This is a genomic window from Janibacter melonis (assembly GCF_020567375.1).
Classification (GTDB): domain Bacteria; phylum Actinomycetota; class Actinomycetes; order Actinomycetales; family Dermatophilaceae; genus Marihabitans; species Marihabitans melonis.
The window spans coordinates 441,365-458,693 of sequence record NZ_JAJBZM010000003.1; the positions used below are offsets into that span (position 1 = coordinate 441,365).

The 17,329-nt window shown below is 73.4% G+C and carries 18 protein-coding genes; 4 read left to right on the plus strand and 14 right to left on the minus strand.

Features of this window, described 5'->3' with window-relative positions:
- Positions 1-176: 176 nt before the first annotated feature.
- Positions 177-1,688 carry a VWA domain-containing protein gene (locus LIV55_RS14225; RefSeq protein ID WP_229300698.1) on the minus strand — a complete coding sequence of 504 codons (1,512 nt, stop codon included), beginning with the start codon at positions 1,686-1,688 and terminating at the stop codon, positions 177-179.
- Positions 1,675-2,580, minus strand: coding sequence for an AAA family ATPase (locus LIV55_RS14230; RefSeq protein ID WP_229300699.1), 906 nt, complete (start codon positions 2,578-2,580; stop codon positions 1,675-1,677). Before LIV55_RS14230 ends, LIV55_RS14225 begins: the two co-directional genes overlap by 14 nt.
- Positions 2,581-2,616: 36 nt before the next feature.
- Between LIV55_RS14230 and LIV55_RS14235 the strand changes: the two genes are divergently transcribed.
- Positions 2,617-3,594, plus strand: coding sequence for a PfkB family carbohydrate kinase (locus LIV55_RS14235; protein WP_123091149.1), 978 nt, complete (start codon positions 2,617-2,619; stop codon positions 3,592-3,594).
- A 12-nt stretch (positions 3,595-3,606) separates the two neighbouring features.
- Here LIV55_RS14235 and LIV55_RS14240 read toward each other — a convergent pair whose 3' ends face one another.
- The 4 genes from LIV55_RS14240 to LIV55_RS14255 all read right to left on the minus strand — a co-directional run bounded on the left by LIV55_RS14240 (position 3,607) and on the right by LIV55_RS14255 (position 6,701).
- Complete coding sequence (locus tag LIV55_RS14240; protein WP_151913891.1) at positions 3,607-4,245, minus strand: class F sortase; 639 nt, start codon at positions 4,243-4,245, stop codon at positions 3,607-3,609.
- A 175-nt stretch (positions 4,246-4,420) separates the two neighbouring features.
- Positions 4,421-5,212 (minus strand): GVDTG sorting domain-containing protein, encoded by a 792-nt coding sequence (locus LIV55_RS14245; RefSeq protein WP_229300700.1) that lies wholly within the window; start codon positions 5,210-5,212, stop codon positions 4,421-4,423.
- A 152-nt stretch (positions 5,213-5,364) separates the two neighbouring features.
- Complete coding sequence (locus tag LIV55_RS14250) at positions 5,365-6,156, minus strand: GVDTG sorting domain-containing protein (RefSeq protein ID WP_123091146.1); 792 nt, start codon at positions 6,154-6,156, stop codon at positions 5,365-5,367.
- A gap of 113 nt (positions 6,157-6,269) precedes the next feature.
- On the minus strand, positions 6,270-6,701 hold the full coding sequence (locus tag LIV55_RS14255) for a MerR family transcriptional regulator (RefSeq protein ID WP_372430394.1): 432 nt from the start codon (positions 6,699-6,701) through the stop codon (positions 6,270-6,272).
- A 62-nt stretch (positions 6,702-6,763) separates the two neighbouring features.
- Between LIV55_RS14255 and LIV55_RS14260 the strand changes: the two genes are divergently transcribed.
- Both LIV55_RS14260 and LIV55_RS14265 read left to right on the plus strand, forming a co-directional pair.
- Positions 6,764-7,966, plus strand: a complete 1,203-nt coding sequence (locus tag LIV55_RS14260; RefSeq protein ID WP_229300701.1) for an acyl-CoA dehydrogenase family protein — start codon at positions 6,764-6,766, stop codon at positions 7,964-7,966.
- Positions 7,963-9,537 (plus strand): acyl-CoA carboxylase subunit beta, encoded by a 1,575-nt coding sequence (locus LIV55_RS14265; protein ID WP_229300702.1) that lies wholly within the window; start codon positions 7,963-7,965, stop codon positions 9,535-9,537. The genes LIV55_RS14260 and LIV55_RS14265 overlap by 4 nt, the downstream gene beginning before the upstream one ends.
- 51 nt (positions 9,538-9,588) lie before the next feature.
- Here LIV55_RS14265 and LIV55_RS14270 read toward each other — a convergent pair whose 3' ends face one another.
- From LIV55_RS14270 to LIV55_RS14290, 5 genes are read right to left on the minus strand one after another with little or no spacing between them, the layout of a single operon-like run.
- Positions 9,589-9,900 carry a winged helix-turn-helix domain-containing protein gene (locus tag LIV55_RS14270; protein ID WP_068273435.1) on the minus strand — a complete coding sequence of 104 codons (312 nt, stop codon included), beginning with the start codon at positions 9,898-9,900 and terminating at the stop codon, positions 9,589-9,591.
- A complete protein-coding gene (locus LIV55_RS14275) occupies positions 9,897-10,346 on the minus strand; it encodes a hypothetical protein (protein WP_123091142.1) in 450 nt (149 codons plus the stop codon). Before LIV55_RS14275 ends, LIV55_RS14270 begins: the two co-directional genes overlap by 4 nt.
- Positions 10,347-10,388: 42 nt before the next feature.
- On the minus strand, positions 10,389-11,045 hold the full coding sequence (locus LIV55_RS14280; RefSeq protein WP_191564690.1) for a hypothetical protein: 657 nt from the start codon (positions 11,043-11,045) through the stop codon (positions 10,389-10,391).
- A gap of 5 nt (positions 11,046-11,050) precedes the next feature.
- Positions 11,051-11,776, minus strand: coding sequence for a hypothetical protein (locus LIV55_RS14285; RefSeq protein WP_229300703.1), 726 nt, complete (start codon positions 11,774-11,776; stop codon positions 11,051-11,053).
- A 40-nt stretch (positions 11,777-11,816) separates the two neighbouring features.
- Positions 11,817-12,443, minus strand: a complete 627-nt coding sequence (locus LIV55_RS14290) for a Maf family protein (RefSeq protein ID WP_229300704.1) — start codon at positions 12,441-12,443, stop codon at positions 11,817-11,819.
- A gap of 115 nt (positions 12,444-12,558) precedes the next feature.
- On the opposite strand from LIV55_RS14290, the gene LIV55_RS14295 reads away from it, so the two are divergent.
- Complete coding sequence (locus LIV55_RS14295; RefSeq protein ID WP_229300705.1) at positions 12,559-13,827, plus strand: lipase family protein; 1,269 nt, start codon at positions 12,559-12,561, stop codon at positions 13,825-13,827.
- Between the two features lie 77 nt (positions 13,828-13,904).
- Here LIV55_RS14295 and LIV55_RS14300 read toward each other — a convergent pair whose 3' ends face one another.
- The 3 genes from LIV55_RS14300 to LIV55_RS14310 form a co-directional block, all read right to left on the minus strand.
- Entirely contained in the window at positions 13,905-15,596 is a 1,692-nt protein-coding gene (locus tag LIV55_RS14300; protein ID WP_229300706.1) for a DUF885 domain-containing protein, read from the minus strand.
- Between the two features lie 10 nt (positions 15,597-15,606).
- A complete protein-coding gene (locus tag LIV55_RS14305; RefSeq protein ID WP_229300707.1) occupies positions 15,607-16,275 on the minus strand; it encodes an MOSC domain-containing protein in 669 nt (222 codons plus the stop codon).
- A gap of 79 nt (positions 16,276-16,354) precedes the next feature.
- Complete coding sequence (locus LIV55_RS14310; protein ID WP_229300708.1) at positions 16,355-17,281, minus strand: hypothetical protein; 927 nt, start codon at positions 17,279-17,281, stop codon at positions 16,355-16,357.
- Positions 17,282-17,329 lie beyond the last annotated feature (48 nt).

Genomic DNA, 17,329 nt, shown 5'->3' on the forward strand with positions numbered 1-17,329 from the left:
CCCTGCTGGCTGGGTCTTGACGTGCCAGGACCCCTTCGACAGGGTCCCGCCACGTCGAAAGGCTGCTGGCAGGGTTTTGTCGGAGGCCGGGCGAGGGGGGCGGGCGACGGGGGAGGCCGGGGCGAAGGGGGAGGGGTCGGCGAAGGGGGAGGCGTCGGCGACGGGGGAGGGGCGGGTCAGACCGGGAGGGCGCGGGCGACGAACTGGCGCAGCTGGTCGAGGTTGCGGACCTCGTGCATGTCGACGACCTGCCCGTAGCGGCCGGCGACGGAGTCCCCGCTGTCCCACTGGGCCCGCGGCTCGGGGTTGAGCCACACGACGTGGCGGGCCTGCGCGGCGATGGTGCGCAGCGCCTCGACGTGCGGCTCGGTGCCGTTGGTCCGGGCGTCGCCGAGGACGAGCACCGTGCTGCGGGGGCCGACGGCGTCGAGCCAGCGGTCGACGAAGTCGGTGAGCGCGCTGCCGTAGTCGCTGCTGCCGTGCCAGCGCGACATGCTCGCGCGTTGCGCGACCTCGGTGCGGATGTCCTCGCCGACCCGCGCGCTCGTGACGATCTCGGTGATGTCGTCGCAGATGTTGACGAAGCCGAAGAAGCGCACCCGCCGGAACTGCGTCGACAGCGCCTGCAGCAGCAGCATCGTGAAGCGCGAGAAGCCCGACACCGAGCCGGACATGTCGCACACGAGCACGACGTCCGCGCGCGAGTGGTGGCGGTGCTTGTAGGCCGGGCGCACCGGCACCCCTCCGGTCGACATCGCCCGCCGCAGGGTGCGCCGGATGTCGACCGACCCCCGCGACGCGCGGCGCTGCCGGGCCGCGAGCCGGGCAGCGATCTTGCGGGCGAGCGGTCGGATCGCCGCCTGCAGCTCGCCCGCCTCGGTCGTCCCGGTGAGCAGGAAGTCCTTGCGCGCCAGCGGGTCTCGTACGCCGTAGCGGCTGATCCGCTCCGCCCCGCGGACCTCGGCGTTGCGCCGGGTCGCCTCGCGCTCCACCCGTCGGCGGAAGCCCGCGACCCGCCCGCGGATCTCGTCGCGGTCGAAGCGGTCGGTCAGCGACTCCACCTGCTCGCCCGCGCCAGACCCGCCACCTGACCCGCCGCCCTGCGTGCCGCCGCTGCCGGAGCCGCCGCCCCCGCCCCCTTCGCCCGAGCCCGAGACGACCCGGCCGGCGTCGCGGGCACGCTGGAGGGCGGCCGCGATCGCGGTCTGGGGGGCGAGCCGCTCGAGCGCCTGGGCCGCGGAGTAGCTGCCGGTCGTCGCCTCGTTGGCGAGGGCGCCGAGCTCGGCGACCGCGCGGGCGGCGAGCCGGTCAAGGGCGGCCGTGTCGTCGGCGGCCAGCGCGTCGGCGAGCTCGTCGCGCAGGCGGGCGGCCGCCTCGCGCGCGCTCGCGGGGTCGCGGGCCGCCTCGACCTCGCCGACCTCGGTCCGGTCACCGACGGCCGCCGGGAAGTAGATGTCGAAGAGCTGGTCGAAGACCGCCCGGTCGCCCTCGCGCCGCATCATCGCGGCGGCCACCCCGGCGCGGAGGCGCTCGCGGTCGGTGACGCCGAGGGCGGCGCACGCGGCGGCCGCGTCGACGCTCTCGGACGGGCCCACGGCGACGCCGTGCTGACGCAGCGCCCGGGCGAGGTCGACGACCCGCCGGGTCAGCGGGTCGCTCGTCGTCGCGTCGAGGTCAGGCGAGGGCACGGGTGAGGTCCAGCCGCGCGGTCGCGGTGTCGATGTCCTCCTGGTGCTTGAGCAGGACGCCGAGGCTGGAGCGCACGAGCTCGGGGTCGAGGCTGTCGCCGCCGAGGGCGATGAGGGTGCGTGCCCAGTCGATGGTCTCGGCCACCGACGGCGACTTGCGCAGCCGCATCTCGCGCAGCGCCCCGACGAGACGGACGACCGACTCGGCGAGCGTCGCGTCGAGCTCGGGGACCTTGAGCGAGACGATGCGCTGCTCGAGCGCGGCCTCGGGGTAGTCGATGTGCAGGTAGAGGCACCGGCGGCGCAGCGCCTCGGAGAGCTCGCGCGTCGCGTTCGAGGTGAGGACGACGAAGGGGGTGTGCCGTGCGGTGATCGTGCCGAGCTCGGGGACGGTCACGGCGAAGTCGGAGAGGATCTCCAGGAGCAGCCCCTCGATCTCGACGTCGGCCTTGTCGAGCTCGTCGACGAGGAGCACGCTCGGGTGCTCGGAGCGGACCGCCTTGAGCAGCGGGCGGTCGAGGAGGAACTCGTCGGTGAAGATGTCGTCACGCACGTGATGCCAGTCGGCCTCGTCCGCGCCGGTGGTGTCGTGGTGCGCGCCGGCGGCGGTGATGCGCAGCAGCTGCTTCGCGTGGTTCCACTCGTAGAGGGCGCGGGCCTCGTCGACCCCTTCGTAGCACTGCAGCCGGATGAGCTCGGCGCCGGTCGCCGCGGCGACCGCCTTGCTCAGCTCGGTCTTGCCCACGCCCGCGGGCCCCTCGACGAGCAGCGGCTTGCCGAGGACGTCGGCGAGGTACACGGTCGTCGCGATGGCGTCCGAGGCGATGTACCCCGCCTCCGCGAGGGCGGCCGAGGTGTGCTCGACGGAGGTGAAGCGGCGCGCGGCGGTCATGGCCGTCAGTGTGCCCGCTGCGCCTACGATCGCCGCATGCCACCCCGGGTGATCCACACCGCACAGGCCCTCGTCGACGCCGTGCTCGAGGTGCCCGCGCTGCCGCGCCGGGGCGCGAACTCCATGGCGTCGGGCTACGAGCGCTACGCCGGGGGAGCGGTCAACATCCTGCTCGCGGCCGCCCGCTCGGGCGCGACGTGCGTCCACGCCGGCGCGCACGGCGAGGGCCCCAACGGCGACCTCGTGCGCGAGGCGCTCGCCGCCGAGGGGGTGGGCGTGTCGGCGCCCGTCGTGCGCGGCGAGGACACCGGCATCTGCGTCGTCATGCTCGAGCCGAGCGGCGAGCGGACCTTCGTCACAACGCAGCTCGCCGAGCGCGAGATCACCGTCGAGTCCCTCCAGACCTCGCAGCCCGTCGCGGGGGACCTCGTGTGCGTCAGCGGCTACAGCCTCGTCGGGCGCACCCGCGACCCGCTGCTCGGCTGGCTGGAGAGCCTGCCCGCGCAGGTGCACGTCGTGCTCGACCCGGGGGCGATCTTCGCCGAGCTCGAGGAGCCGGTGCGGCGTCGTGCGCTGGCGCTCACCGACGTGTGGACCTCGAACGCCGAGGAGGGCGAGGCGCTCACCGGCGAGGTCGAGATGACGATGGCCGCTCAGGCGGCTCTCGCGCACCTCGCGCCGGGAGCGGTGGCGGTCGTGCGTGACGGGGCGAAGGGGTGCGCCGTCGCCTCGGGCGATCTGCCGGCGACCCTCGTGGCGGGCTACCCGGAGCGGGCGGTGGACACCAACGGCGCCGGCGACTGCCACACCGGTGTCCTCGTCGCGGAGCGCGCCCGGGGCACCGACTGGGTCGAGGCGTGCCGCCGGTCCAACGCCGCGGGTGCCATCAAGGTCACCCGCCGCGGACCGGCGACCGCCCCCACCGCGGCCGAGATCGACAGCTATCTCGACCGGTTGCCGGCTGAGCCCCCCCGCGGCTCAGTCCCCTCCGGCTCAGCCTCCCCCCGGGGCTGAGTCCCTGCGTCGTCAGCGCGAGCCGACGAGCTTCGCGTAGACGACGACGTTGTCGACGTGATGGCCGGTCTCGCCGTCGAAGAACCCGCCGCACGTGATGAGCCGCAGCGCGGCGTGGTCGACGGTGCCGTAGACGTCGTCGGTCGGGAAGTCGGACTTCGGGTACTGCCCGACGTCCTCGACGGAGAAGATCGCCGTCGTGCCGTCCTTGCGGTCGACCTCGATCTTCTGGCCCTTCTTCATCGCCCCGAGGTCGAAGAAGACCGCGGGCTTCTTGTCCCACGTGACGTGGGCGGCGAGGACCGACGGGCCGAGCTCGCCCGGGGTGGGGCTGCCCGTGTACCACCCGGTGCTCGTGCCGTCCTGCGGCACCTCCATCCGCTTGTCCTGCTGCAGACCGAGCTCGCCGATCGTGCTCGAGACGTCGAGGGAGGGGATGCGGACCTTCGTCGGCTGGGAGCGCGCGAGGGTCTCGCCGCTGGGGCGGACGTAGCGTGCGGCCGGCTTCTGCGACGCGGTGGGGCTCGAGGAGCCCGACGAGCTGGACCCGCCCATGCCCATGTGACCGGCGTGGGGGTCAGCGGAGCCCGCGGAGCCGGACGAGGACCCAGAGGTGCTCGAGCCGCTCGGCTCGGCCGCCGAGGACGACATCCCATGACCCTCGTGCGACCCGCCGGACGAGGCGACCCAGGCGGGGTCACGCGTCTCCTGCTGGCTCAGACCGTAGGCGACCAGCCCCCCGCCACCGAGGGTGAGGGCCGCGACCGCAGCCGCCACGCCGGTGGCGCGGCGACTGCGGTCAGTGGCGTGCTTCGACACGGCTCGCTCAGCGCTCCGTGGCCGTACGACGACGCGTGGCGACGATCGCGCCCGCGGCGAGGATGGCGAAGGCACCGGCGCCGAGCGCCCCCTTCGACTCCACGCCGTCGGTCGTGCCGCCACCGGTGTCGACGCCACCGGTCGGGGCCGCGCCGACCGCAGCGCCGCTCACGGTGCCGCAGGTGGCCGGGTTCGTGGCCTCCTCCGGGATGCCGTCGACGCCGAGCGACTTGGCGAAGCTGGACTCGCCGAGCGCCTCCATGTCGTACTTGTCGTTGCCGTTCGCGTCCAGGCCGTGCTGGACGACGTGGAGGTTCTTCAGCTTCGCGCCGGCACCGGCCGGCAGCGCGATGGTGCGCTCGTAGCTGAGGTTGCCGTCCGCGTCGGCGACCGGCATGCGGTCGACGGCCAGGCCGCTCTTGGCGCTCGTGTCGCCCTTCGTCGTCAGCGAGATCATGACGTCGCCATAGCGGGGCAGACCCTCCTCGGTGTTGACCTGGCCGTCGCCGTCCGCGTCGTCCGCGGCGGTGGGGCAGGTGAAGTCCTTGTTGGCGTCGAAGGACCCGTGGAAGTGCTGGGCGTGGGGCGAGTTGGGGGTGAAGCCGCTGCCCTGGATCTTGATCGTCATCTCGTCACCGTCGACGGTGACCTCGGCGGTCGAGGACGACCCGCTGTTGTTGCCCATCGTGTCGAGCAGCTTCATCGAGTAGCGGTCCTCGGCGCTCGCGCCCGTGGCGCTGGCGAGCAGCATCGCAGCCGCTGCCGGGACGACCATGCTGGCCTTGGTCAGGGTACGCATTCGTGACTCCCTTGTCGTGGTGTCGACCGGCCCCTGGGGTCGGTCGGTCGTGACAGGGGTTCGGAGTCCTCACGAGGTCGGATGGGACCGATTGCATCTTTTCTTGAGCACCCCGCAGCAACGGGACGCGAAGGGGGCCCGCCCGGGCCTGCTCAGCCCTCCCCGGTCAGGCGCCGGCGGCAGGCGACGAGCGCGCCGGCCGCGAGGATCGCGACGGCGCCCCCGCCCAGGGCCCCCTTCGCCTCGAGCCCGTCGCTCGACCCGCCGCCGGTGTCGACGCCACCGCTCGGGGCCGCCCCGACCGCGGCGCCGCTCACGGTGCCGCACGTCGCGGGGTTCGTCGCCTCCTCGGGGATGCCCTTCACCCCGGCCGAGCGCGCGAAGGTCGACTCGCCGAGGGCCCCGAGGTCGTACTTCTCGTTGCCGTTGGCATCGAGGCCGTGCTGGACGACGTGGAGGTTGCGCAGCTTGCGACCCGAGCCGTTCGGCAGGGGGAAGGTGCGCTCGTAGGTGAGACGCCCCTTCGCGTCCGCGACGGGCATCCGGTCGACGGCCAGACCGCTCTTCGGGCTCGTGTCGCCCTCCGTCGTCAGCGAGATGATGATGTCGCCGTACGTCGGCAGGCCCTCCTCCGTCGTCACCTGGCCGTCGCCGTCCGCGTCGGCCGCGGGCGTCGGGCAGGTGAAGTCCTTGTTGACGTCGAAGGACCCGTGGAAGTGCTGGGCGTGCGGCGCGTTCGGCACGAAGCCCTTGCCGGTGATCTTCAGGGTCATCTCGTCGTCGTGGATGTCCATGATCACGGTGGCCGTGGCGCCGCTGCCGTTGCCCATCGTGTCGCGGAGCGTCATCGTGTAGCGGTCCTCGGCGCTCGCGCTCGTCCCCCCGAGGACGAGCAGCGTGGCCGCGGTCGGCACCGCGAGGGCAGCAGAGACTGCAGGACGCATCGTGACTCCTTCGTCTTCGACGGCCGTCTCCCCCCGGTGGGTCCGGCCGTCGCGATGTCGTCGCACCCTACGCGCGCGAAGGGGGGCCTCGTGGGCCGTCGACGAAAGTCGGGTCAGCGGGCGAGGGACCCGAGGTCCTCGCGGCAGCGCCGCTCGAAGGTGTCGAGCTCGGCGAGGGCGTCCTCGATGTCGCGGCGGCGCTGCTCGAGGTCGTCGCGGCGCTCCTCGATCTGCCCCAGGACGTACTCGAGCTGGCTGGCCCGCCCGCGCGGCGCGTCGTAGAGGTCGATGATCTTGGCGATCTCGTCCAGCGGGAAGCCCAGGCGCCGCCCGCGCAGCACGAGCGCGAGCCGGGTGCGGTCACGGCGCCGGTAGACGCGGGTCGTGCCCACCCGCTCGGGGCTGATGAGGCCGAGCTCCTCGTAGTGGCGCACCGTGCGATGCGTGATGCCGAACTCCTCGGCGATCTCGCGGATCGTCCACGTCCGGGACCGCTCGTCGGGGTGCGACGACGGGGGAGCGGGACGACTTGTCATGGCCCGCATCGTGCTTTACGTTGACGTCAACGTCAAGCACTGGCGACCCCAGAGAGAGCGTGAGGACGACGATGTTCGAGCTGAGCCAGGACCACGAGGACTTCCGCGCCGCGGTGCGCGACTTCGCGCAGAGCGAGGTCGAGCCGTACGTCGCGCAGTGGGACCGTGACCACCACTTCCCGACCGAGGTCGTGCCGCGGATGGGCGAGCTGGGGCTCTTCGGCCTCGTCGTGCCGACGGAGTACGGCGGCAGCGCCGACGAGCAGACGAGCGACGGCCGGGTCGTCGGGGACTTCACCGCCCTGTGCGTCGCCATCGAGGAGCTCGGCCGCGTCGACCAGTCGATCGGCATCACCCTCTCGGCGGGCGTGGGCCTGGGCATCAACCCGATCCTCACGTACGGCACCGACGAGCAGAAGCAGACCTGGCTGCCCGACCTCGTCGCCGGACGCGCCCTCGCCGGCTTCGGCCTCACCGAGCCCGACGCCGGCTCCGACGCCGGGGGCACCCGTACGCGCGCCGTGCGCGACGGCGAGGACTGGGTCATCGACGGGGCGAAGGCCTTCATCACCAACTCCGGCACCGACATCACCTCGGTCGTCACGGTCACCGCCCGCACCGGCACCGGTGAGGACGGCCGCCCCCAGATCAGCGCGATCCTCGTGCCGAGCGGTACGCCGGGCTTCACCGTCGAGGCGCCCTACGACAAGCTCGGCTGGCACATCTCCGACACGCACGGCCTGACCTTCGCCGGCTGCCGGGTGCCCGAGGCGAACCTCCTCGGCGAGGAGGGGCGCGGCTTCCGCCAGTTCCTCAAGACCCTCGACGACGGGCGCATCGCGATCTCCGCGCTCGCCTGCGGGCTCACCCAGCGCATGCTCGAGCTGTCGACCGAGTACGCGAAGACCCGCACCGCCTTCGGCCGCCCCATCGGCGCCAACCAGGGCGTGAGCTTCCAGGTCGCCGATCTCGCCCTCATGGCCGAGACCTCACGCGTGCTCACCTACAAGGCCGCGTGGCTCAAGGACGAGCATGACCGCGGGCGCCGCTCGGCCACCGAGGTCGCCAAGGCCGCGAGCATCGCCAAGCTCTACACCTCCGAGGCCGCGGTGTCCGCGACCCGCATCGCCACCCAGGTCTTCGGCGGCAACGGCTTCATGGAGGAGTACCCGGTCGCCCGCTTCTACCGCGACGCGAAGATCCTCGAGATCGGCGAGGGCACCTCCGAGGTGCAGCGCATGGTCATCGCCCGCCACCTCGGGCTGCCGGCGTGACGCCCCCTTCGCCCGGGTACCCCGCCGACCCGAAGGTCGCCGAGGTGCGGGAGCGGCTGCGTGCCGCGCACGCCGCCTCGGCCGCGCCGACCGAGCGGGCGAGGGCCAAGCTCGACGACCAGGGCAAGCTCTACGTCCGCGACCGGATCGACCTGCTCCTCGACGAGGGGACCTTCGTCGAGGACGGGCGCTACGCGAACGCCCTGGCGAGCGGGCTGCCCGCCGACGGCGTCGTCACCGGACGCGGCCTCGTCGACGGCCGACCCGTGATCGTCATCGCCAACGACCCCACGGTCAAGGCGGGGTCATGGGGCGCTCGCACGGTCGAGAAGATCGTGCGCGCCACCGAGACCGCGCTGCGCGAGGAGCTGCCCGTCTTCTGGTTCGTCGACTCCGCCGGTGCGCGGATCACCGACCAGGTCGAGATGTTCCCCGGTCGACGCGGTGCCGGACGGATCTTCCACAACCAGGTCGCGTTGTCGGGCAAGGTGCCGCAGATCTGCTGCCTCTTCGGGCCGAGCGCGGCCGGCGGCGCGTACATCCCGTCCTTCACCGATCTCGTCATCATGGTCGAGGGGAACGCCTCGATGTACCTCGGCAGCCCGCGTATGGCCGAGATGGTCGTGGGGGAGCGGGTCTCGCTCGAGGAGATGGGCGGGGCGCGCATGCACTGCACCGTCTCCGGCGTCGGCGACCTGCTCGTCCAGGACGACGCGGAGGCGATCGAGCTGGCCCGGCTCTGGTTCTCCTACCTGCCGCTCAGCTGGCGCTCCGACCTGCCGACCTACGAGCCGGAGGAGCCCGCGCGCCCGCTCACCGCGGCCGACATCCCCGAGCGCGAGAGCCAGCCCTTCGACATCCACGACGTCATCGACGGGCTCGTCGACGACGACTCCTTCTTCGAGGTCAAGCCCCTCTTCGCGCCCGAGCTCGTCGTGGGCATCGGTCGTGTCGCCGGCGAGAGCGTCGGCATCGTCGCGAACAACTCGATGGCGAAGGGGGGCGTCCTCTTCTCCGACAGCGCCGACAAGGCGGCCCGCTTCATCTGGCTGTGCGACGCGTACTCGATCCCGCTCGTCTACCTCGCCGACGTGCCGGGCTTCATGATCGGCTCCGAGGTCGAGGGCGCCGGCATCATCCGGCACGGCGCGAAGATGGTCTCCGCGGTCTCCTCTGCCACCGTGCCGCAGCTGTGCGTCGTCGTGCGCAAGGCGTACGGGGCGGGGCTGTACGCGATGGGCGGCCCGGGCTTCGGGCCTGACGCGACGATCGCGCTGCCGACCGCGCGGATCGCGGTCATGGGTCCCGAGGCGGCGATCAACGCGGTGTACGCGAACAAGATCGCCGAGATCGAGAGCAGCGAAGGGGTGGAGGCCCGCGACGCCTTCGTCGAGGCCCGTCGGGCGGAGTACCTGCAGGACGTCGACCTCGAGCGGCTGGCCGCCGACCTCGTCATCGACGACGTCGTGGAGCCCGAGCAGCTGCGCGCCGACATCGTCCGGCGGCTCGCGCACGCGCGCGGTCGGGACCGCCGCTTCTCCGAGCGGCGCCGGGGGATCCCCCCGGTCTGACCGGCACCGACGGGGCGCGACCTGCAGGTCGAGCCCCGTCGTCGGTCCGTGTCAGGGCCGCCCGCCGGCGATCTCGCGCAGGGCGTCGAGGTGAGCGGTGAGCGCGCGTCGTCCGGCGGCGGTGAGCGAGAGCCAGGTGCGGGGACGCTTGCCGACGTAGCCCTTGCGGACCTTGACGTAGCCCGCGGCCTCGAGCGTGCTCACCTGGCGCGAGAGGACCGAGTCGCTCACCTCGACGGTGTCGCGCACGGCGGAGAACTCGACCTCGTCGGACCCGGCGAGGGTCGTGACGATGCTGAAGCGCACCGGGGCGTGGATCGTCTCGTCGAGCCGGTGGCGGGCGTGCCGGCCGGGTGCGCTCATCGACGGGCGGCGCGGTAGATGCGGGCGGCCGCCAGGAGCATCGGGGCCGCGACGAGCAGGGCTGACAGGAGCACGAGCCACAGCTCGGGCTGGCGGTCGTGGCCGCGCCAGTTGAGCAGCCCGACCGAGACGACGACCATGACGAGGGTGCCGGCGAGACCGAGGTAGCCGGTGCGCTTGCTGTGGCGCGGCGCCGAGCGCGGTGCCCGGGTCTGCCACGTGGCCAGGCCGACGAGCCCGGCGAGGTAGGCGGCGGTGAGCAGACCCGTCCACGGGCCGCTGAAGAGCTCTCGGGCGGCGACGAAGAGCCCGATGAGTGTGCCGAAGCCCGCGACCGCCAGGGCGTGCACCTGGACGTCGCGGCGGTCGCGGACGGCGTTGGACTCGGCCTCGGCGAGCGCGCTGCGGGCCTGCTCGGGGGTCGGGGTCGGCTGCTCGGTGTCCATGGGATCACCGTAGCAACTACTTTCGTATCCGGAAAGTAGTTGTCAGTAGCCTCGGCCGCCGACCGCGGCGAGATGACCGGCGATGGCGGCTCGGCCGACCTCGGTGGCGTCGAGCCAGGCCTGCCCGAGGGTCTCGTGCGAGGTCGCGTATCCCAGGTCGACGAGGGTGCGGTGCCACGCGACGAGGGTCGGCTCGTCGACGTCGAGCCGGCGCTGGAGCGCGGTCGCCCGGTAGCTGCCGACCGGCATGAGCGCGGTGAGCACCCGGGTGGGGCCTGGGTGCTCGCGGAGTGCGGGGTCGAGACGGGGCTGCGCGGCGGGCGGCGGGCGTCGCCAGTCGCGGACATCGGCGGCGAGAGACAGGGCGAGGCAGAGGGCGAGGACGCCGACGAGCACCGCGATCTGCTGGAGCAAGGCCCACACGAGGCCGGCCAGTGCGATGACGACGACGAGCGCGGCGAGCACCGACCCCATCGTCGTGCTCGTCGCCCCGGAGGGATGCAGCGGGGCGACGTCGCGCCACCAGAGCCGGGTCGCCAGCCATATCCCGCCGCAGGCGACGAAGACGAGGGTCGCGTGCTGGTCGGCCCCTGGAGGGAGGAGCAGCGCACCGGGGACGGCGACGGGCAGGGCGGCGTCCTCGACGAGACGCACCCCGAGGTCGCGCAGTCGCGGCCGGGTGAGCCCCGTGAGGGCCACGTCCGTCACGTCCCGGCGCTCACCGCGGTGAGGTGCTCGGTCAGGGCGGTGCGGCCCAGCCCGGTCGCGTCGAGCCAGGGCCGGCCCCCGCGCAGGTGCGAGGTCGCGTAGCCGACATTCACGAGCTGACGGTGCCAGGCGACGAGGGTCGGCTCGTTGACGCCGAGGCGCTCCTGGAGGGCGTCGGCACGGTAGGAGCTCGCCCCGGCGAGGGCGGCGAGCACGCGGACCGGCCCGTCCTCGTCGAGCAGGGGGTCGTGGTGAGGCTGGGCACGGGGCAGTGGCCGGCGCCAGAAGAGCACACTGCTCACCGCGCCGGCCACCCATGTCGCGAAGACCGCCAGCAGGGGTGCTGACGGAGAGGGTGCCGGAGAACTCCACGTGGAGGCCCACCACAGCCCGGCGGTCACGACGAGGATGACGCCCATGGCGAGTGCGTGGAGGGCCGGCAGCGGGAGGCGGTCGGTGCCCCTCCGCCGATGACCCATCAGCACCAGTACGCTGGCGAGCGCGAGCAGGGCCAGCGCGAGCCCAGTGGGCAGCGGCCGGTACGGGGGAGCCTCGGCGTCGCGCAGGGTGAGAGCCGCGGGGAGCGCCATCCCGAGGACGGCGACGCCCAGCACGACATGGCCGCCGAGCTCGACGAGCAGGTCACGGACCGGTCGACGGGTGAGGGCGTCGAGCGCCGCGGGCGAGGTGGGTGCGGGCCGCTGCAGCCCGGGGGTCGACATGGCGCGAGGGTACTGGCGCGGTGGGCCCGCCGGGAGCGCTTCAGCGCGAGACGACCTCGAACCACCCGACGCCGAGCTCGAGCAGCATCCGGCGCAGCAGCGGCAGGCTGAGCCCGATGACCGTGCCGTGGTCGCCCTCGAGCACCTCGACGAAGGGGGAGCCGAGCCCGTCGATGGTGAAGGCGCCCGCCACCTCGAGCGGCTCGCCCGTCGCGACGTAGGCCTCGATCTCGTCGTCGGAGAGCTCGGCGAAGCGCAGCCGCGTCGAGGCCGCCGCCGAGGTCGTCGCGCCGGTGGCGAGGTCTCGCACCCACTGACCGGTGTGGAGCACCCCTTCGCCACCGCGCATCCGCCGCCACCGCTCGACGGCGACGTGCGGCTCGTGGGGCTTGCCGACGACCGCGCCGCCGACCTCGAGGACGGAGTCGCACGCGACGACGACGGGTGCGTCGTCCTCCTGCGGCCACGACGAGGCGACGTGCTCGCCCTTCGCCCGGGCGAGCTCGACGACGAGGCCGGCGGCATCCAGCCCGGGGTCCGCGGCGCGGGCGGCTCGCTCGACAGCGTCCTCGTCGACCGCGCTCGGCCGGGTCGTCGGGCGCACGCCGGCGCGCTCGAGGAGCTCGCGGCGGGCGGGTGAGGCGGAGGCGAGGACGAGGGGGCGCACGCCTGCACCGTATGACGCGGGACACGTCTCGAGCGGTTGCCGGTCTTGTGACCCGTCAGTAACGTCGAACGGGCCGGCTCGGACCACCGGGCTGCCTCACCGTGGAGGACCGTCGATGAAGACACGCCGCCGTACCGTGCCCGCGCTCGCCGTGGCCGCCGCCCTCGCCCTCGTCGCCGCCCCGGTGGCGAGCGCCGGACCCGGGGACGTCCCCGGCACCGCCGGCGCGCAGACGCTCACGGGCACGCCCGAGCCGGCCCGCCCGGCCTTCTACGAGCCGCCGGCGACGATCCCCTCGACCCCCGGCACGATCATCCGCTCGGAGCCGGCGCCGCTGCTCCTCGACCCGCTGCGGCTGTCGAGCTCGGTCGTCACCGCGACCCGGGTGATGTACTCCTCGACCGACAGTGCCGGGCGCCCGATCGCCGTGACGGGCACGATCTTCGTGCCGAAGACCCCCTACGTCGGGGCGTCGCGTCGCCCCTTCGTCTCCTACGCCCCCGGCACCCAGGGGATGGCCGACCGGTGCGCCCCGTCGCGCCAGATGGCCGAGCTCGTCGAGTACGAGGGCATCGGGCTCACGCGCACGATCGGTCGCGGCTACGCGGTCGGCATCACCGACTACCAGGGGCTGGGCACCCCCGGCACCCACACGTACGTCGCCCGCGGGGCGCAGGGCCACGCCGTGCTCGACATGGCGCGCGCCGCGCGCAACCTCCAGGGCAGCGGCGTGACGAGCTCGACGCCCGTCGGCCTCATGGGCTACTCGCAGGGCGGTGGTGCGGCGGCCTCGGCGGCCGAGCTGGCGGGGACGTACGCGCCGGAGCTCGCGATCAAGGGCTCGGCGATCGGCGCCCCGACGGCCGACCTCGCCTCGGTGGGGGCGAAGATCGACAGCTCCTTCTACTTCGCCTTCGCGACCTTCGCGCTCCTCGGCGTCGCCCAGGACGCGGGCATCGACCCCGAGCCCTACCTCAACGCGGACGGCGTCGCCCTGGCCTCGAAGGTCGAGGGGGCGTGCGTCTTCGACCTCTTCGACTACTCCTACAAGGACAGCCGCAGGTACACCGCTGACGGGTCCTCGCTCACCGAGCTGCTCGGGCGCGAGCCCTTCGCGAGCGTCGTCGAGGAGCAGCGGATCGGCCGGCGCACGCCGAACGCGCCGGTCGTCATCAACCACGCCGTCGCCGACGACGTCATCCCCTACGCCGGGGGCAAGCAGCTCGGCAGCGACTGGTGCGACCGGGGCACGCGCGTCACCTTCAACGCCGGCATCACCCCGACCCACCTCGGCGGCTTCCTCCCGCACGTGGAGAAGTCGATGCTCTTCTTCGAGGCGCGCTTCGCCGGGCTCAACCAGCCGAGCAGCTGCTGGCGGCTCTGAGCGACCCGCGCCCCGCGGACGACGAAGGGGACCCCCACGAGGTCGTGGGGGTCCCCCTTCGTCATGGGGTGGGCGGGTCAGAGCTCCTGGAGGACCGCCCGGCGCAGGGTGTCCAGGCCGACGCCGCCGATGTCGAGCGAGCGACGGTGGAAGGCGGCGAGGTCGAAGTCGTCGCCCTCGCGGCGGGCGACCTCGTCGCGCAGCTCCATCCACAGCCGCTCGCCGATCTTGTAGCTCGGGGCCTGACCCGGCCAGCCGAGGTAGCGGTCGAGCTCGAAGCGCAGCTGCTCGGTGCCCTGGTTGGCGTGCGTGTCGAGGAAGGTCCAGGCCTTCTCGTAGGTCCACTCGCCACCGCCGACCTCGGCGGGGGCCTCGAAGCCGCAGTGCACACCGATGTCGATGACGACGCGCGCGGCCCGCAGGCTCTGCCCGTCGAGCAGGCCCATGCGGTTGCCCGGGTCGTCCATGTAGCCGAGCTCGGCCATGAGCCACTCGGCGTACAGCGCCCAGCCCTCGCCGTGCCCGGAGGTCCACGCCGCGAGGCGGCGCCAGCGGTTGAGCAGCTCGCGGCGGTAGACCGTCTGGCCGACCTGGAGGTGATGGCCCGGGACGCCCTCGTGGTAGACGGTCGTCAGCTCGCGCCACGTGCCGAAGGTCGTGACCCCCTTCGGCACCGACCACCACATCCGGCCGGGGCGGGCGAAGTCGTCGCTCGGACCGGTGTAGTAGATGCCGCCGGTCTGCGTCGGCGCGATGCGGCACTCGATGGTGCGCACCGGCTCGGGGATGTCGAAGTGCGAGCCCCCGAGAGCGCTCACGGCCTCGTCGGCCTTGCCCTGCATCCACTCGCGCAGGGCGTCGGTCCCCTCGAGGCGGTACGCGGGGTCCTCCTCGAGGATCGCGATGGCCTCCTTGACCGACGCGCCGGGGCGGATCTGCTCGGCGACCTGCTCCATCTGCGCGGTGATCCGGGCGAGCTCCTCCTGGCCCCACGCGTAGGTCTCCTCGAGGTCGACCTCGCTGCCGAGGAAGGCGCGGGAGTGCAGGGCGTAGCGCTCGCGGCCGCAGCCGAGGGTGTCGGGCGCCTGCTCGCGCAGCGCGACGAGGGCGTCGGCGAGGTCGAGGTAGGCCTGGCGCGCGGCGGTCGTCGAGGTCTCGAGATCGGAGCGAAGGGGGGCGCTCGGCTCCGCGTCGCCGACCCGGGCGCTGCTCGGCAGGGTCCCGAGGTAGGAGTCGTCGGCGGCGAGCTCGCGGGCCTGCTCGGCGCACACGTCGACCTGGCGGCGCGAGGCGACGAGACCGCGGTCGGCGGCGTGGCGCAGCGACTCGGCGTACTGCGACAGCGCTGTCGGGATCGCGGCGATGCGACGGCTGATCGTCGCCCACTGCTCCTCGGTGTCGGTGGGCATGAGGTCGAGGACGTCGCGCACGGCCTGCATGGGCGAGGCGATGTTGTTGAGCTCCATCGCGTCGAGGCCGGCGGCGTGGACCTCCTCGGCCAGGCCGAGCCGCTCGCGCATGGCCTCGACCGTGACGCGGTCGACGTCGTCGACGGGGGTGGCGGCCTCGAGCTCGGCGAGGGTGCGGCGGCGCAGCTCGCTGTGGGCGGCCAGGCCCGCGGGGGAGAGGTCGTCGAGGGCGTCCTCGCGTCCCGGCACCCCGAGATAGGTCGCCTCGAGCGGGCTCAGCTCGACGGAGGCGTCGAGGTAGTCCTCGGCGATGCGGTCGATCTCGGTGCGCTGGCGCGGGGTGTCGGTGGGTGACGTCACGCGGCGGACGCTACCCCTTCGTGCGCACGACCCGCCGCATCGTCGTCGCCTCGGTGCTGCCCTCGAAGAGGCCGGTCGCGAGGACGAGTCGAGCGGCGTCCGGGTCGCCCATGAGCGCCCGCAGCGTCGTCGGCACGTCGAGGCCGCTGGCGGACGGCTCGATGACGACGGTGTCGCCGGGGCGGATGTCGCCGGGCTCGATCACGCGCAGGTAGGCGCCGGAGCGGCCGCGCTGCGCGAAACGCTTGACCCAGCCGCGCTCCTCCATGCGGGCGGCGAAGGTCGCGCACGGCACCCGGGGCCCGGAGACCTGGAGCACCGCGCCGCCGACCCGCCACGTGTCGCCGATCTCGGCGGCGTCGACGTCGAGACCCTGCGTCGTGAGGTTCTCGCCGAAGAGGCCGGGGGCGAGGTCGCGGCCGAGCTCTGCGCCCCACCGGTCGAGCTCTTCGCGGGCGAAGGCGTAGACCGCCTGGTCGCTCCCGCCGTGGTGGCGGCCGTTGCCGATGAAGTCGCCCTCGACCCCCGACACCCCGTGCCCGTCCTCGACGCGCTTGCGCCCGGGGTCGGCGACGGTGACGACGTCGACGGGGATCTTGCCGATGCCGGTGGCCTTGTCCTTCGGGACCCGCTGGTGCATCGGCCGCCCGACGTTGACGGAGATGACCTGGGGCTGCATGGGGGCGAGAGTATCCGGGGGTCGCCCGCGGTTCGAAGAAGATGTGGCACCTCGGCGTGACGATGCTTCTTCGAACCAGTCACGAGGCTCTGGCCGCCAGGACGGCGAGGCCCTGCTCGACCTGGTCGAGGAAGGCGTCCGCCTCGAGCCGCAGACCCAGGAGAGGGATCCTCAGCACCATGTCGCGGGTCAGGCTGACGGAGTTCTGCCGGAGCATGTCCGCCACGGGGGCCACCCCCTCGACGTGCTGCCGTCCGTCGACCTCGACGACGAGCCCGCACCGCCACCTGACGTCGAGGTAGACCCGCCCCTTCGGACCCTGGCGCACCACCTGCCGCTCCGGCACGGGCATCCGCCGCGCCCGGCACATCGCGGCGAAGTCGAGCTCGCCGAGCGACTGCGCGCCGTCGACGATGTCGGCGAGCAGCGTGTCGACGAGTGCACGGCGGCGTCGCCCGAGGTACTGCTCGCGTGCCGTGCGCAGCTGGGCGCCGGTGACCAGTCGTTGCTGGACGGGGGCGACGAGGAAGAGGGCTGCCTGGGCGTCGGACACCGCCCACTGCGCAGCCCGCAACGCCGCCAGCGCCGGTGGCGTGCGAGGCGGGACGGCGAGGTCGAGCTCGCCGTCGGTGCGGCGCGAGACCTTGTGCACCCGGACCCCGTCGACCACCGGTGCCTGTGCGAGGTGGTGCACCGAGACGTGCAGCACCTCCTCGGTGATCCCGCTCAGGCCGGCGACCTGGAGCGCGGTGACACCGTCGAGGAGGCTGGCCCCGACCTCGTGCACCGCCCGCCACCGATGGCCCTGCGCCTCGAGAGGTCCGGTGTGCACGGCGATCGTCTGGCGGCCGTGCACCCGCCAGCGGCCCGCGGTGACCTGCCGTGCGACGAAGCGTCGGTCCGCGCCGATCTCTCGCAGGTCTGCGCGCGACAGCACACCCCCGCGCTCGTCGGCGATCGCCCGGGCTCGGGAGAGCAGGTCGTGGCGACGGTCGGTGCGGGTCATGCCTCACGGTCGGCCGGGCCTGGCGTCGTCGTCTCGGCTCGGGGACGG